14 protein-coding genes and 1 pseudogene are annotated in these 14,570 nt (G+C 60.2%); 5 read left to right on the forward strand and 10 right to left on the reverse strand.

All coding sequences use genetic code 11. The features are described 5' to 3' along the window. Nucleotides 1-83: pseudogene (locus F8N12_RS26550) on the forward strand (DUF1043 domain-containing protein); the annotation flags it as partial. A gap of 199 nt (nt 84-282) precedes the next feature. Here F8N12_RS26550 and F8N12_RS26555 read toward each other — a convergent pair. The 8 genes from F8N12_RS26555 to F8N12_RS26590 all read right to left on the reverse strand — a co-directional run bounded on the left by F8N12_RS26555 (nt 283) and on the right by F8N12_RS26590 (nt 9,689). Then, nucleotides 283-1,668 carry an aspartate aminotransferase family protein gene (locus F8N12_RS26555; RefSeq protein ID WP_150583027.1) on the reverse strand — a complete coding sequence of 462 codons (1,386 nt, stop codon included), beginning with the start codon at nt 1,666-1,668 and terminating at the stop codon, nt 283-285. Nucleotides 1,669-1,691: 23 nt separating this feature from the next. Then, nucleotides 1,692-3,164 carry an NAD-dependent succinate-semialdehyde dehydrogenase gene (locus tag F8N12_RS26560; protein ID WP_150583028.1) on the reverse strand — a complete coding sequence of 491 codons (1,473 nt, stop codon included), beginning with the start codon at nt 3,162-3,164 and terminating at the stop codon, nt 1,692-1,694. Nucleotides 3,165-3,339: 175 nt separating this feature from the next. Continuing rightward, nucleotides 3,340-3,819 carry an Lrp/AsnC family transcriptional regulator gene (locus F8N12_RS26565; protein ID WP_150583029.1) on the reverse strand — a complete coding sequence of 160 codons (480 nt, stop codon included), beginning with the start codon at nt 3,817-3,819 and terminating at the stop codon, nt 3,340-3,342. 138 nt (nt 3,820-3,957) lie between these two features. Beyond that, a complete protein-coding gene (gene doeB, locus F8N12_RS26570; protein WP_150583030.1) occupies nt 3,958-4,959 on the reverse strand; it encodes a N(2)-acetyl-L-2,4-diaminobutanoate deacetylase DoeB in 1,002 nt (333 codons plus the stop codon). Nucleotides 4,960-4,962: 3 nt separating this feature from the next. After that, complete coding sequence (doeA, locus tag F8N12_RS26575; protein ID WP_150583031.1) at nt 4,963-6,153, reverse strand: ectoine hydrolase DoeA; 1,191 nt, start codon at nt 6,151-6,153, stop codon at nt 4,963-4,965. A 40-nt stretch (nt 6,154-6,193) separates the two neighbouring features. Then, nucleotides 6,194-7,186, reverse strand: a complete 993-nt coding sequence (eutC, locus tag F8N12_RS26580; RefSeq protein WP_150583032.1) for an ectoine utilization protein EutC — start codon at nt 7,184-7,186, stop codon at nt 6,194-6,196. 29 nt (nt 7,187-7,215) lie between these two features. Beyond that, on the reverse strand, nt 7,216-8,187 hold the full coding sequence (gene eutB, locus F8N12_RS26585; RefSeq protein ID WP_150583033.1) for a hydroxyectoine utilization dehydratase EutB: 972 nt from the start codon (nt 8,185-8,187) through the stop codon (nt 7,216-7,218). A gap of 107 nt (nt 8,188-8,294) precedes the next feature. After that, the gene (locus F8N12_RS26590; protein ID WP_150583034.1) at nt 8,295-9,689 is read right to left on the reverse strand and encodes a PLP-dependent aminotransferase family protein; all 1,395 of its coding nucleotides are present in this window, start codon (nt 9,687-9,689) and stop codon (nt 8,295-8,297) included. Between the two features lie 280 nt (nt 9,690-9,969). Between F8N12_RS26590 and ehuB the strand changes: the two genes are divergently transcribed. The 4 genes from ehuB (at nt 9,970) to ehuA (ending at nt 13,083) form a co-directional block, all read left to right on the forward strand. Continuing rightward, nucleotides 9,970-10,827, forward strand: a complete 858-nt coding sequence (gene ehuB / locus F8N12_RS26595; RefSeq protein WP_150583035.1) for an ectoine/hydroxyectoine ABC transporter substrate-binding protein EhuB — start codon at nt 9,970-9,972, stop codon at nt 10,825-10,827. A 68-nt stretch (nt 10,828-10,895) separates the two neighbouring features. Beyond that, the gene (gene ehuC / locus F8N12_RS26600) at nt 10,896-11,555 is read left to right on the forward strand and encodes an ectoine/hydroxyectoine ABC transporter permease subunit EhuC (RefSeq protein WP_150583036.1); all 660 of its coding nucleotides are present in this window, start codon (nt 10,896-10,898) and stop codon (nt 11,553-11,555) included. After that, nucleotides 11,552-12,208, forward strand: a complete 657-nt coding sequence (gene ehuD / locus F8N12_RS26605; RefSeq protein ID WP_150583037.1) for an ectoine/hydroxyectoine ABC transporter permease subunit EhuD — start codon at nt 11,552-11,554, stop codon at nt 12,206-12,208. The genes ehuC and ehuD overlap by 4 nt, the downstream gene beginning before the upstream one ends. 80 nt (nt 12,209-12,288) lie before the next feature. Further along, the gene (gene ehuA, locus F8N12_RS26610) at nt 12,289-13,083 is read left to right on the forward strand and encodes an ectoine/hydroxyectoine ABC transporter ATP-binding protein EhuA (RefSeq protein WP_150583040.1); all 795 of its coding nucleotides are present in this window, start codon (nt 12,289-12,291) and stop codon (nt 13,081-13,083) included. A 132-nt stretch (nt 13,084-13,215) separates the two neighbouring features. Here ehuA and F8N12_RS26615 read toward each other — a convergent pair whose 3' ends face one another. Both F8N12_RS26615 and F8N12_RS26620 read right to left on the reverse strand, forming a co-directional pair. Further along, nucleotides 13,216-13,944: an OmpA family protein gene (locus F8N12_RS26615; RefSeq protein ID WP_150583038.1), complete on the reverse strand. Its 729-nt coding sequence runs from the start codon at nt 13,942-13,944 to the stop codon at nt 13,216-13,218. Nucleotides 13,945-14,044: 100 nt separating this feature from the next. Continuing rightward, nucleotides 14,045-14,570, reverse strand: a 526-nt coding sequence (locus F8N12_RS26620; protein ID WP_150583039.1) for an MBL fold metallo-hydrolase, incomplete at its 5' end; no start/stop codon positions are given.

The following is a 14,570-nucleotide window of genomic DNA, read 5'->3' on the forward strand; positions in this document are numbered from 1 at the left end:
GTCAGGAGCCGCCGCGCGATTACGCACCGAAATCGCCGAACGCGCCGGGCATGCTGGACGAGCATTACGGCCTGAAGAAGTAAGCAGGCTTCGCGTGACATGAAAAAGCCCCCGGATGAGTGATCGTCCGGGGGCTTTTTCATGGCTGATGGCTTTTTGTTGTCTGCTCTGGCCCCATCGCGAGCAAGCTCGCTGCTGCAGTTGAAATGCGTTCCCCTGTGGCAGCGAGCTTGCTCGCAATGGGGCCAGACCCAGCGACACAAAAGGCTCAGACTGATTGTTCTAGCCCAACAACTCGCTCGCCACCTGATCGACCGCTTCCTTGGTGATGTCTACAATCAGGTCCGCCTCTGCCTCAGTGAGAATCAGCGGAGGGGCGAAGCCGAGGATGTCGCCGTGGGGCATTGCCCGGGCGATCATGCCGCGCTCCAGACACGCCGCCGAAACTTTCGGTCCGACTTTCAGCGCCGCGTCAAAGGGTGTGCGCTGTTCGCGGTCGGCCATGAACTCGACGGCGGCGAGCATGCCGTCACCGCGCACTTCGCCCACCAGCGGATGCCCTTCCAGGGTTTCACGCAGGCGCCGGTTCAGGTAGCTACCGACCTTCTCCGCATTGGCCGTAAGGTTTTCCCGCTCGAGAATATCCAGGTTGGCCAGCGCCGCCGCCGCGCAGATCGGATGACCGGAATAGGTCCAGCCATGCCCCATCGCGCCTTGCGACTGCGAAGCTTTTTCGATCACGTCCCACACTTTTTCGCCGACGATGACCGCCGACAAGGGTGCGTAGGCGCTGGTCAGGCCTTTGGCCGTGGTGATCAGGTCCGGGCGCATGCCGTAGCGTTGACTGCCCATTTTCGAGCCTAGACGACCAAATGCGCAGACCACTTCATCGGCAATCAACAGCACGTCATATTTGTTCAGCACCGCTTGTATCGCGGCCCAATAACCGGCCGGCGGGACAATAATGCCGCCGGTGCCCATCAACGGTTCGCCGATGAACGCGGCCACGGTGTCCGCGCCTTCGTCGAGAATCATTTTTTCCAGCTCATCGGCGCAATAACGCACGAACGCCGCTTGATCCATACCGGCTGGCGCCTTGCGATACCAGTGTGGGCAAACGGTGTGTTTGACGCCCTCCACCGGCAGGTCGAAATGTTGATGGAAGGTCGGCAGGCCAGTCAGGCTGCCGGTCATGATGCCCGAGCCGTGATAACCACGGTCGCGGGAAATGATTTTCTTCTTCTGCGGACGGCCCAACACGTTGTTGTAGTAACGCACCAGTTTGACCTGGGTTTCGTTGGCGTCGGAACCGGACAATCCGTAATAGACCTTTTTCATGCCCTCGGGGGCCCAGTCCATGATGCGGCTGGACAGCTCGATGATGGCCTCGGTCGAGTGGCCGACATAGGTGTGGTAGTAGGCGAGTTCTTTGGCCTGCTTGTAGATCGCGTCGGCGACTTCGGTACGACCGTAGCCGATATTTACGCAATACAATCCGGCAAAAGCGTCGATGAAGTCGCGGCCCTCGTGATCGCGAATGCGGATGCCCGACGCGCTCTTGATGATGCGCCCCTTGAGTGCGCCGCTGGCGTGGTCATGGGCGTGGGTCGAGGGGTGCATGAAGTGCGCGCGGTCTTGTTCGAACAGCGTTTCGAATTCCTGATTCATGGCATGTCTCCTGAGAACTGGCTTTAGAACTGGCCTTGATGGTGCAGGCAGAAGTATTTGGTTTCGACAAAGGCTTCGAAGCCTTCGGTGCCGCCCTCGCGGCCCAGGCCCGAGGCTTTCATGCCACCGAACGGGATCGGATGGCCGGTGAATTTGACGCCGTTGACCGCGATCATGGCGTGATCGAGGCGACGGATCAGTGGGTAGATCAGGTCCAGGCGGTTGGAACAAATGTAGGCGGCCAAACCGTATTCGGTGTCGTTGGCCATCTCGATGGCCTGTTCCAGGGTGTCGAACGGCATTATCCCGGCGATCGGTGCAAAATTTTCGTCGCGGTAGATACGCATCTCGGGGGTGACGTCGGCCAGCACCGTAGGTTGATAAAACAAACCACCAAGAGCATGTGCTTCACCGCCAACCAGCCGTCGCGCACCGAGTTGCAAGGCATCGGCGACGCGTGCAGCAGTGACATCGAAAGCCGCCTGATGCATCAATGGGCCGATGTCGACGCGTTGCTCCTGCTCGCCGACCAGCGCCGGGCCTACACGCAAGTCGCGCACCGCCGCCGCAAAACGCTGGAGAAAGGCCGGGTAGATCGAACGCTCGACCATGATCCGGTTGGCCGCGCAGCAATCCTGGCCGGAGGTCTGGAACTTGGCCTGCACCGCCACTTTCACCGCCAGCTCCAGATCGGCATCGGCGCACACAATGAACGGTGCATTACCGCCCAGTTCCAGCGCGACTTTCTTCACGTCATGCGCCGCCGCTTGCAGGACCAGTTTGCCGACGCGGGTCGAGCCGGTGAAACTTACCGAGCGAACGCGGCTGTCCTGCACCAGGGTCTGCATGGTCATCTGCGGATCGCCGAGTACAACGTTGAACACGCCGGCGGGGAAGCCCGCCTCCTCCGCCAGTTGCGCCAGGGCCAAGGCTGAAAACGGTGTCTCATGCGCCGGCTTGATCACCACCGTGCAACCGGCGGCCAGCGCGGCGGCGGCTTTGCGGGTGATCATTGCCGACGGAAAATTCCACGGCGTTAGCAGTGCGCAGACGCCCACTGGCTCCTTGATCGTGCCGAGATGCGCGCCAGGGATATGACTGGGAATCGTCTGCCCGTAAAGGCGTCGCGCTTCTTCGGCAAACCACGGAATGAAACTCGCGGCGTAGGCGATTTCGCCACGGGACTCGGCCAGCGGTTTGCCCTGCTCCTGGCTGAGGATGCGCGCGAGATCTTCCTGATGTTCCAGTAGCAACGCCGCCCAACGCCGCAAAATCGTTGCGCGAGCCTCGAGGCTTTGTTCGCGCCAGCCTGCGAATGCCCGATGGGCAGCATCGACGGCAGCGGTGATTTGCGGCTGATCGAGCATCGGCACATGACCGATCAACTTGCCGTCCGCCGGGTTGTTCACGGCAACGCTGCGACCGCTGTCGCTGTGCAGCCAATGCCCGTCGACGTAGCAGAGGGCTTTGAACAGCAGCGGATGTTTATAGATCATGGCTCTCGCTCCAAAACGTGTGCGTGACTCCATGGTAGGGCTGGTCTGGCTGGGGTATTTCGCGTTTGGTGTGGTTGGTCAGGAGGTTTTTCCTGATTGAAGAACGGCAAACAGCGGCTTTCTGCGGTGCGAAACTCGCTTGAGCTGGATCACCCCTACAGTGATCGGTGGTGTTTCAGGATTGCTGGGACAACTCGGCCGGCAAGGCGCCAGCGGTTTTGATGGTTTTGGTGACGATGTAAGTAAAGTAGCGCTCGATACCCAGGTCATCGAGCAACAGCTGGTCGATGAAGCGTTGGTAGTAATCGATGTCCGGCGCCTGGATCATCGCCATGTAATCGACACCGCCGCCGGTGGCGTAACAGAACGCCACTTCGCTGGCGTCTTGCATGCGCTGCTCGAAACGTCGCATGTCCTGAGCGGTGTGCCGCCCCAAGGTGATCTCCACCAGCACCTGCTGGCTTTTGAACACTGCGTTCCAGTCAATCTGCGCGCGATAGCCCTTGATCAAACCCAGAGCCTCCAGTTTGCGCACTCGCTCCCACGCGGGAGTTACCGAAAGGTTGATCGCCTCAGCCAGGCTCGACTTGGTGATCCGCCCGTCTTGCGCAAGGATGCGCAGGATATTCAGGTCATAGCGATCGAGTTTGTGCATGGACCAGGATCTCCAGGTCAATAAGGGACCTGTGGGAGCGAGCCTGCTCGCGATGACGGTGTGTCAGTCAGCACAAAGGCTGAATGTCAGTCCGCAATCGCGAGCAGGCTCGCTTCCACAGGGGTTGAGTTGAGTCTGTCAGGTCAACACTTCGGCAATGACCGCCACGGTATCGCCACACTGCACCAATCCCGGAAAATGCCGTGCGGCCAGTAATCCACTGCGCGCAGCGCGATATTCAACCGGCGCGACGCCGCTGCGTGTCGCGTCATAAACCCGCGCGATCACCTCGCCCTGCTGCACCTCGTCTCCCAGATCACGACACATTTCCAGCAACCCGTCGTGCTCACTGGCGATGAAGCAATCGTCATCGGGCATGTCGAGCATGATCGACGGCGCGGCCTGCACTTCCCCGGCCAAAATCCCCGCATGCACCAACAGGTTACGCACCCCGCGCTCGGCAATCGCCACACTGCGCGCCGTCGAAGAACCGCCGCCGCCCAGCTCGGTGGTGACAAAAATCTTGCCCTGGCTTTCCGCTGCGGTGTCGTACATCGCCCCCGCATCCAGTTCCAGCATGCGCATGCTGTAAGGCGCATTAAACGCGTGCATGCCGGCTTCGCACTGGGCCTGTTGCTGTTTGTCCGGCAGCACATGACAGGCCGCAAACGGCAGGAAATCCAGGGTGCGCCCGCCAGAATGGATATCCAGCACAATGTCCGCCAGTGGCAACAACGTTCGGGTGAAATAATCGGCGATTTTCTCGGTCACCGTGCCGTCCGGCTTCCCGGGAAAACTGCGGTTCAGATTGCCCTTGTCGATCGGCGAGGTGCGCCGACCGGCATGGAACGCTGGAGTGTTCATGAACGGAATGATGATCACCCGCCCCGTCACTTCCTCAGGAGTCAGACTCTGCGCCAGTTTGTTCAGCGCCACCGGACCTTCATATTCGTCACCGTGGTTACCGCCAGTGAGCAACGCGGTCTGCCCCTCACCGCGCTGGATCACTGTTACCGGAATCATCACCGCACCCCAGGCCGAATCATCCCGCGAATACGGCAGTTTGAGAAAACCGTGCTGCACGCCTTCGCGGGAAAAATCGACGGTGGCGCTGATCGGGTTGGCAGGCAATTGGCTCATGGCTCAATCCTTCACGAACAGTTGGCGTGGCACATTGCATAGCGTCTCGACGCCGGTATCGGTGATCAAAATGCTTTCAGTAATCTCCAGTCCCCAATCGTCCATCCACAGGCCCGGCATGAAGTGGAAGGTCATGCCCGGTTGCAACACGCTGGTGTCGCCGGGACGCAGGCTCATGGTGCGCTCGCCCCAGTCCGGTGGATAACTGATCCCGATCGGGTAGCCGCAACGGCTGTCCTTGTGGATACCGAATTTCTCCAGCACCTTGAAAAACGCCACGGCGATGTCGCCGGTGGTGTTGCCCGGTTTCGCCGCTTCAAGCCCGGCGGCGATGCCCTCGACCACGGCTTTTTCACCGTCGAGGAAATGCTGCGGCGGCTTGCCCAGGTAAATCGTGCGCGACAATGGGCAGTGATAACGCTTGTAGCAGCCGGCGATTTCGAAGAAGGTCCCGGCGCCTTTCTCAAAGGGCGAATCATCCCAGGTCAGGTGCGGCGCGCTGGCGTCGGCACCGGTCGGCAACAGCGGCACGATCGCCGGATAATCACCGCCATGCCCGTCGGCACCGAGAATGCCGCTGCTGTAGATCTCAGCGACCAGTTCGTTTTTACGCATGCCCGGTTCGATCCGCTCGAGGATCCGCCCGTGCATGTTTTCGACGATGCGCGCAGCAATCCGCATGTAGGCAATTTCCTGCGGCGACTTGATCGCCCGCTGCCAATTCACCAGCCCGACCGCATCGATCAAGGTGGCTTGCGGCAGGTGCGTTTTCAGCGACAGATAAGCGGCGGCGCTGAAGTAATAGTTGTCCATCTCGACGCCGATGGTCAGGGTGTCCCAGCCACGGGCACTGATAACTTCGCGCGACAGGTAGTCCATTGGATGACGTTCGCGCGACTGCACGTAGATGTCAGGGTAACCAATAATGTTTTCGTGCTGCATGAACACCGTGCGCTTGGCGCCATTGGCGTCCTGTCCACGACCGAACCACACTGGCTCGCCATCAAGTGCGAGCAACACGCATTGGTGAACATAAAACGACCAACCGTCGTAGCCGGTCAGCCACGCCATGTTCGACGGATCGGTGACCAGCAACAGCTCGATGCCCTGGGCCTGCATGGCCGCTCGCACCTTGGCCAGACGCTGGGCGTACTCGTCCCGTTCGAACGGGAGATTGACGACTATCTGAGACATGCACATGCCCTCTGATAAATGACGCACGGATGAAAAACACTTAGCTGTTGAACTGGAACCCTTTACCGGCGGAACGCGCACGCTCGAACGCCAGATTGGCCATGGCGGTGTCCTGGGCGCCGGTGCCGGTGAGATCGCATAAGGTGATTTGCGTCGCATCGGTTCGGCCCGGACGCTGGCCTGCGAGCACCTGACCCAGCTCGACCAGACCTGATTCATCGGCGAAGAAGCCAGCCGCCAAGGCGTGATGCAATTCACCCAGCAGGCGCGTCTGACTGAGGCGATCGGCTACGTATAGATCGAGCTTGGCCAGCGCCTGCGGGGAGACTTCATTTTTGTGTTCGGCATCCGAGCCCATCGCAGTGATGTGCAAGCCGGGATGCAAATGGTGTGCTTCGATCAGGGGTGCACGGCTTGGCGTGCAAGTGATCGCAATGTCGACGTCAGCCATGGCTTCATCGATGCTGACACAGGACGTGACTGTCAGGCTGCTGTCGCGCGCCAGCTCAACGCTGAAGGCCAAGGCTTTAGCGCTGTCGCGAGCCCAGATCCGCACCGATTCGATCGGCCGCACCAGCCGCAATGCTTGCAGCTGCAGAAGCGCCTGCTCACCGGCACCGATCAGCGCGACGCTGCGGCTGTCAGTTCTCGACAAGGCTCGCGCCGCCACCGCGCCAGCTGCTGCGGTGCGCACAGCAGTCAGGTAACCGTTATCGAGCAGCAAGGCATCGAGCAAACCAGTGCGCGCTGACAACAGCATCATCATGCCGTTGAGGCTGGGCAGTCCCAGTTTCGGATTGTCGAAAAAACCCGGGCTGACCTTGATCGCAAAGCGCTCCAGACCCGGCAGGTACGCGGTCTTCACGTCGACTTCGCCGTTGTGCTCAGGGATGTCCAGGCGCAGGATCGGCGGCATCGCCACGGCCGCCGTGGCCAACAGCAAGAAGGCCTGTTCGATGGCGTCGATGCTCGACAGGTCCAGCCCAACGCAGGCTCGCAGGTCAGCTTCGCTCAATAAGGTAATGTCAGTCATCTGCGCCGCACTCCGTTGATTGTGGTGTTTCAGGCATCGGCACCGGCGAGGACGCGCAGGTGTTGATCGATGTCGACATTGCGGCCACTGACCACCACCACTATCGGCCCGCGCGGTTCGATCAGGCCGTCAAGCAAGGCGGCGATGCCGACCACTGCGGCGCCTTCCAGCACCAGGCGCTCCTCGCGATGGGCGTGGCGGATGGCATCGGCAATGGAGGTTTCGCTAAGCAGGTGCAGGTGATCGCAGAGATCGCGCGTCATGTTGAAGCTGTAACGGTTGTCCAGACCGATGCCGCCGCCGAGCGAATCGGCGAGGGTCGGCAGCTCTTCGACCTCCAGCGGATGCCCGGCCTGGAGACTGGTGTGCATGGCGGCGCCACGTTGCATGCTGATGCCGTGGGTGACAATGTTCGGGTTGGCGCTTTTCAATGCCAGGGCCACCCCGGCAAACAGGCCGCCGCCGGATAAAGGCACGAGGATCTGCGCGACGTCCGGTTGCTGCTCAAGAATTTCCAGCCCCAGCGTGCCCTGCCCGGCAATAATCGCCAGATGATCGAACGGTGGCAGCATACTCGCGCCCTGATCGCGGGCAATACGCTCGGCTTCACGCTGCGCGTCGTCCTGGGACTGGCCGATGATGCAGACCTCGGCGCCAAGCTCGCGAATGGCCTGAACCTTGTTCGCCGGCACCAGATTCGACAGGCAAATAGTTGCCTTCACCCCCTGCCTGGAAGCCGCATACGCCAGTGCGCGACCGTGATTACCGGTCGACGCCGCCACCACCCCGCGGACCTTTTGCTCTGCGGTGAGCTGCGCCACGGCATTGCTCGCACCGCGCAATTTGAAACTGCCGGTGATCTGCTGGGATTCGAGTTTGAGATACACCGCCACACCGACACGCCGCGAAAGGCTCGGCGAATATTCCAGGGCAGTACGCCGCACCAGCGCTTCGATGCGCTGACGAGCCAGGTAAATATCGTGAAGTTGCAGCGTTGACATGACCGCATCCCGACAGAGGTGATGGGCGCAGTCTAAGAGCGCTGTATTGTCGCGATGAATGTACTAGGGCAATTTAGTCGACAAACTTTTCGCGAACTCTTCGCTGGTCAGAAATCGTGGATTTGCGGGTATTGGCCGAAGATTTCGCGCATGCCGATCAGCGCATCACGCATCTCCCCGTCGCTGCATTCGGCGCCGACACACACGCGCACCGCCCGTGGGCGGGGGGTGCCGCGGACGGTGAACGGGTCGGGCGAGGTCACCGCAATGTGCTTGTGACGCAAGGCGCGCACGAGGCTGTCGAGCTCCCAATGCTCGGGAATGCCAATCCACGCATTCAAGGCGTGAGGGTGCTGGGCGAGCAAATATTCATCAAGGTATTCGGTGATCATCGCCTGACGCCCGGCGAGCAGTTTGCGCTGCAAATTGACCAGTGTGTCGGCGCGTCCATCGCGAATCCAGCGCGCGGCGATCTCGGAAACCATCGGCGTGGCCATCCAGCTGTTGACCCGCAGAATGCTCTCGGTACGCAGCGCCAGACGTTTGGGCACCACCAGATAACCGATGCGCAAACCGGTCAGCACCGACTTGGTCATGCTGGTGCAATAGAACGACAGCTCCGGCAGGTAATGGCTGATCGGCGGTGCGCGGCGCTCATCGAGCAGCGGTCCATACACATCGTCTTCGATAATGTGCACGCCGAAGCGGCGGGCAATCTCCGCGATTTCGCGTCGACGGCTGTCCGGCATCAGGCTGGTGGTCGGGTTGTTCAGGTTCGGTGTGCACACCAGCGCGGTGATGCGCTCGTTGCTGCACATGTCTTCAAAGTGTTCCGGGTCGATGCCGTCACGGTCCATCTCCAGGCCTTTGAGGGTGAAGCCGAGTACTTGCGAATTGCCAATCACGCCGTGGTCTGTGATGCCTTCACACAGCACCACATCGTCCGGGCCGGCCAGCGAAGCCAGGGCGAGAAAGATTCCGTGGGCAGCGCCGTTGGTGATCAGGATGTCATCGCGTTCGACCCGCAAGCCTTGCTTGCCGATCCAGTGCATGGCCGCTTCGCGATGGGATTCGAAACCGGCAATCGGTCTGAATGCGTGAATCCACGGCTGATCTTCTTCGGTGCTGAGCTCGCGGCAGGTCTCGCGCCAGAACTGGTCGTGTTCGCGGGTGTGCAAGATCCGCGTGATGGAAAAATCCACCAGCGCCCGCTCCGGGCTGTCGAGAATATAAGTGGCCACGCGATCGCTCATGCGCCGCGAGACAAAACTGCCGCGCCCGACCTCACAGCGCACCAGCCCTTGCCTTTCAAGTTCTTTGTAAGCATTGGTGACGGTCTGCACGCTGATGCCCATCGCGTCGGCCACGTGACGCTGGGGCGGCAGGCGCTGATCGTTGGCCAGCACGCCCTGCTCGATGTCTTCAGCGATGGCCTGCACCAGAATCTTGTATTTGGATTCGCCGCTGCGGGCGATTTCCAGTGCTGCTTTCCACTTCTCCATCAGCGTTCGAACCCGTGTATTTGCCAGTGCCGACAGCATCCCGCGAGAATCCAGGCAAAGCAATTGTCCTAGTGCAATGCAATGATGCGCAGGGCTTTTGTATGCTCGGTTCAAGGTCGACGCCCGGGCATGTCATCCAGCCCTCATAAAAATCAGTCGGTCTGTACCGGTGCGGTGGCGCGGATAGCGCAATCGCCCCTTGTACGCTTTGCTCTTGTAACACTGCCTCCTACCACAGAGCCGTCGATGACGGGTCCACAAGAAACAGGAGATTTTATCGATGAGCAATTTCCCCTTCAGCACTCCCCACGCTTTGCGTCGCCTGTTCGTGGCTTGCGCGATGTTCGGCCTGGCCACCAGCGCTCACGCCGCGACGACGCTGGAAACGGTCAAACAGAACAGCAGCATCCGCATCGGTTACGCCAACGAAACGCCGTTTGCCTACACCGAAACCGATGGTCGGGTGACCGGAGAATCGCCGGAAATCGCCAAAGCGATCTTCGAAAAGATGGGCATCAAAAAGGTCGACGGTGTGTTGACCGAGTGGGGCTCATTGATTCCTGGCCTGCGCGCCGGCCGTTTCGATGTGATTGCCGCCGGCATGTACATCACCCCGGCCCGCTGCAAACAGGTGTTGTTCACCGATCCGCAGTACCAGTTGCCAGATGCTTTGCTCACCGCCAAGGGCAACCCGAAAAAGCTGCACAGCTATGAAGACATCGCCAAAAACCCTGAAGTGAAACTGGCGATCATGGCCGGCACCGTGAACCTGGCGTACGCGCGCGACTCGGGCGTCAAGGACTCGCAGATCTTGCAGGTTCCGGACACCACCGCACAGTTGCAAGCCGTGCGGGCCGGGCGCGCCGATGCGGCGGTCGGCACCCAGTTGACCATGAAAGGTCTGGCCAGCAAGGGCGGTGACAAGGTTGAGGCGGTCACCGAGTTCAAGGACGATCCGTCGCACATCGGCTACGGCGCCCTCGCCTTCCGCCCGGAAGACAAAGACCTGCGCGACGCAGTCAACGCCGAGCTGAAAAAGTGGCTCGGTTCCGAAGAGCACCTCAAGGCGGTCGCCCCATTCGGCTTCGACAAATCCAACGTGACGAGCAAAACGGCTGCCGAGCTCTGCGCTCAATAGTCGAAACAGGCATGGCGCTGCGGCGCGATGCCTTTTCCCTGCTTAATCCGGATGGTCAGGTTTAAACCATGGGTGAATTACTTCCGCTATTGATACAAGGCGCCTGGGTCACGCTGCAGGTGACCTTCTTCGGTTCGATTCTGGCGATCGTTGCCGCTCTACTCGCGGCGCTCGGGCGCATGTCGCCATGGCGAGCGTTGCGCTGGTTTTCCATCGCCTACATTGAAGTGTTCCGCGGTACGTCGCTGCTGGTGCAATTGTTCTGGCTGTTTTTTGTCCTGCCGTTACCGCCGTTCAACATCGAGCTGAGCTCATACGCGGTGGCCATCGTCGGCCTCGGTCTGCACATCGGAGCGTATGGCGCAGAGGTGATGCGCGGCGCGATCAGCTCCGTTGCCAAGGGCCAGTACGAAGCGTCCACGGCGCTGAACTTCAGCGGTTACAAACGCTTTCGGCGGATTATTCTTCCGCAGGCGCTGCTGGCGGCCATTCCACCGGGCACCAATTTGCTCATCGAGTTACTGAAAAATACCTCGCTGGTGTCGCTGATTACGCTGTCGGACCTGAGCTTTCGCGCCCGCCAGCTCGATCAGGCGACTTTTCAGACCCTGGAGATTTTCAGCCTGGCGCTGGTGATCTACTTCATTCTGGCGCAGGCCATCAACCTGGGCATGCGCCAACTTGAACGGCGCCTGGCTCGCGGGCGGATGCGTGGAGGTCTGTCATGACATTGTTCGACTGGACCTACGCCTGGCAGATTCTCCCCGATTTGTTGCGCGCTTCACTCAACACCGTGGGTATTACCCTGATCGGTTTTTTGATCGCCATTGTGCTCGGTCTGTTTCTGGCGATTGGTCGACGCAGTCGCAGGCTGTGGTTGTCATGGCCTGCCACTGGGCTGATCGAGTTCATCCGCAGCACGCCACTGCTGATTCAGGTGTATTTCCTCTACTACGTGCTGCCCAACTACGGCGTGAGCATGAGCGCCATGCAAGTGGGGATTCTCGGCATCGGCCTGCATTACGCCTGTTACATCGCCGAAGTTTACCGCGGCGGCCTCGACGCGGTGCCGCGCGCGCAGTGGGAAGCTGTTACGGCGCTGAACATTGCCCCGTTCAGCGCGTATCGCAACATCATCCTGCCCCAGGCGCTGCGGCCGATCCTGCCGCCGTTGGGCAACTACCTGGTGGCGATGCTCAAGGACACGCCGGTGCTGTCGGCCATCACCGTGGTGGAAATCATGCAGCAGGCGAAAAACATTGGCTCCGAGAATTTCCGCTATTTAGAGCCGATCACCATGGTCGGTCTGTTTTTCCTCGCCTTGAGCATCGCTTTGGCTTATCTGGTACGGCGCCTCGAAGTGCGTCTGGAGGCACACTAATGACTTCTACATTCTCGACACCCAGTGATCTCTCCCGGCCGGGCCTTCCAACTCCGCTGCATTCGCAGGAGACCAGCGCCATGCAGGCAAACCCGGCAGTCAAGCCGATTGTCAGCTTTCAGGACGTCACCAAAAGCTACGGCAACTTCACCGTGCTCGATCATTTGAATCTGGACGTCATACCCGGCGAAAAAGTCGCGATCATCGGGCCCAGCGGCTCAGGCAAGTCGACGCTGCTGCGCGTGTTGATGACGCTGGAAGGCATTGACGACGGGCTGATCCGCATCGAAGACGATCTGCTGACGCACATGCACAATCGCAACGGAGTGCTGGTGCCGGCCAATGACCGACACATCCGCCGCGTGCGCGGCAAGATCGGCATGGTGTTCCAGAGTTTTAATCTGTTTCCGCACATGACGGCGCTGCAGAACGTGATCGAGGCGCCGGTGCAAGTCCTCGGCATGAAGCCCGCTGAAGCACGCGAACGCGCAGCGGATTTGCTGGAACTGGTGGGATTGGGCAGCAAGCTCGGGCATTACCCGTCGCAGCTCTCCGGCGGGCAGCAACAACGGGTGGCGATTGCACGGGCGCTGGCGATGCGCCCGAAGGTCATGCTGTTTGACGAAGTGACCTCGGCACTGGATCCGGAGCTGTGCGGTGAAGTGCTTAACGTGATCCGCAAGCTCGGCACCGAACATAACCTGACCATGCTGATGGTCACGCACCAGATGGGCTTCGCCAGGGAGTTTGCCGATCGCGTGTGCTTCTTTTTCAAAGGGCAGATCCACGAACAGGGCACACCGGCGCAGATTTTTGAACATCCGCAGCAGGAGCGTACTTGCGCGTTTCTCAGTGCGGTGAGAGAGGCGAACTAGCACAGGAAGGAGAAACACAACTCCCAATGTGGGAGCGGGCTTGCTCGCGAAGGCGGCTTGTCAGTCGACATAGCGCTGTCTGACACGCCGCCTTCGCGAGCAAGCCCGCTCCCACATTGGGGTATAGCGTTGTTATGGGTATTGCTGAACGTTGCCTTGCTGCTGGCCACCGTACTGCTGACCCGGAATAGCTTTCAGATTCACTTCGACGCGACGGTTCTGCGCGCGGCCGTTGACATCGCCGTTGCTCGCCACCGGATTGTCCGGGCCGGCACCGCGGGCGCTCAGGTTGGCTCCACTGACACCTTGCGAGGTCAGGTAAGTCGCCACGCTCTGCGCGCGGCGCTGAGAAAGGTCCATGTTGTGCTGGCGGCTGCCAGTGCTGTCGGTGTAGCCGACGATTTCGATCTGGTTCTGGTTGAATTCCTTCAACGAGCCGGCAAGGTTGTTCAGCGGCTGGTAGAAGCTCGAAGCAATGTTCGCCGAGTCGGTGGCGAAGGTAATGTTACCCGGCATGATCAGCTTGATCTGATCGCCTTCACGCTGAACTTCCACACCGGTATTGGCCATGCTGGCGCGCAATTTTTTCTCTTGCTGGTCAGCGTAGTAACCATAACCGGCGGCAGAAGCACCGACGACAGCGGCACCGATCAGCGCCCCTTTGCCACGGCTGTTGTGATCGATGGCAGCACCGGCCAAGGCTCCGGCCAGCGCACCGAGGCCACCGTATTTGGCGGTTTTGCTCATGCCGGTGGAACCGCTATCAGCCTGGCCCTGATTGTCATAAGGGTTGGGCGACGCGCAGCCGGACAGCAAGGCCACGGCCGAGGCGACAATAATCAAACGCTGCTTGGTGAACATGAAGAGCTCCTACTTTTGCATTCGGTGGTGCAACGGCTCAAGGCATCAGCCTTTGCGGGGTTTTGGATCCTGTCCGGCGAGGAAAATTCCCTGGCCAACCTCACGCGCGCACAAAAGGGTTGTCACGCATTTCATCGCCCAGTCGCGTATCCGCACCGTGACCAGTCACCACAATCGCGTCTTCGTCGAGGGTGTACAGCCGCTGTTTGATGGAACGCACGATGGTCGCCTGATTGCCCCCCCACAAATCCGTGCGCCCTACTCCGCGACGGAACAGCGTATCTCCGGCGATCAGCAGCTTGGCGTCCGCAAACCAGAAACTCATCGACCCCGGCGTATGCCCCGGCGTGTGCAAAGCCACACCGCAACCGCAGGCCAGTTCCTCATCATCGCTGAGCCAGCGATCCGGCGCAGGCACTGGCGTGTAGGGCACGCCGAACATCTGGCATTGCATCTCCAGATTGTCCCAGAGGAATTGATCTTCCTTGTGCAGATGCAGGGTCGCGCCGGTTTTCTCTTTCAACTGGCCGGACGCCAGGAAGTGATCGAGGTGCGCGTGGGTGTGAATGATGCTGACCACCTGCAAACCCAAGGCATCAAGCCGAGCAAGGATAAGTTCGTGATTG

The sequence above is a fragment of the Pseudomonas fluorescens genome (genome assembly GCF_902497625.1).
GTDB lineage: Bacteria > Pseudomonadota > Gammaproteobacteria > Pseudomonadales > Pseudomonadaceae > Aquipseudomonas > Aquipseudomonas fluorescens_BQ.

Excerpts from the sequence above, each read along its gene's own strand:
- F8N12_RS26555 (WP_150583027.1), bottom strand. The coding sequence starts at position 1,668 with ATGAATCAGGAATTCGAAACGCTGTTCGAACAAGACCGCGCGCACTTC.
- F8N12_RS26560 (WP_150583028.1), bottom strand. The coding sequence starts at position 3,164 with ATGATCTATAAACATCCGCTGCTGTTCAAAGCCCTCTGCTACGTCGAC.
- F8N12_RS26565 (WP_150583029.1), bottom strand. The coding sequence starts at position 3,819 with ATGCACAAACTCGATCGCTATGACCTGAATATCCTGCGCATCCTTGCG.
- doeB (WP_150583030.1), bottom strand. The coding sequence starts at position 4,959 with ATGAGCCAATTGCCTGCCAACCCGATCAGCGCCACCGTCGATTTTTCC.
- doeA (WP_150583031.1), bottom strand. The coding sequence starts at position 6,153 with ATGTCTCAGATAGTCGTCAATCTCCCGTTCGAACGGGACGAGTACGCC.
- eutC (WP_150583032.1), bottom strand. The coding sequence starts at position 7,186 with ATGACTGACATTACCTTATTGAGCGAAGCTGACCTGCGAGCCTGCGTT.
- eutB (WP_150583033.1), bottom strand. The coding sequence starts at position 8,187 with ATGTCAACGCTGCAACTTCACGATATTTACCTGGCTCGTCAGCGCATC.
- F8N12_RS26590 (WP_150583034.1), bottom strand. The coding sequence starts at position 9,689 with ATGGAGAAGTGGAAAGCAGCACTGGAAATCGCCCGCAGCGGCGAATCC.
- ehuB (WP_150583035.1), top strand. The coding sequence starts at position 9,970 with ATGAGCAATTTCCCCTTCAGCACTCCCCACGCTTTGCGTCGCCTGTTC.
- ehuC (WP_150583036.1), top strand. The coding sequence starts at position 10,896 with ATGGGTGAATTACTTCCGCTATTGATACAAGGCGCCTGGGTCACGCTG.
- ehuD (WP_150583037.1), top strand. The coding sequence starts at position 11,552 with ATGACATTGTTCGACTGGACCTACGCCTGGCAGATTCTCCCCGATTTG.
- ehuA (WP_150583040.1), top strand. The coding sequence starts at position 12,289 with ATGCAGGCAAACCCGGCAGTCAAGCCGATTGTCAGCTTTCAGGACGTC.
- F8N12_RS26615 (WP_150583038.1), bottom strand. The coding sequence starts at position 13,944 with ATGTTCACCAAGCAGCGTTTGATTATTGTCGCCTCGGCCGTGGCCTTG.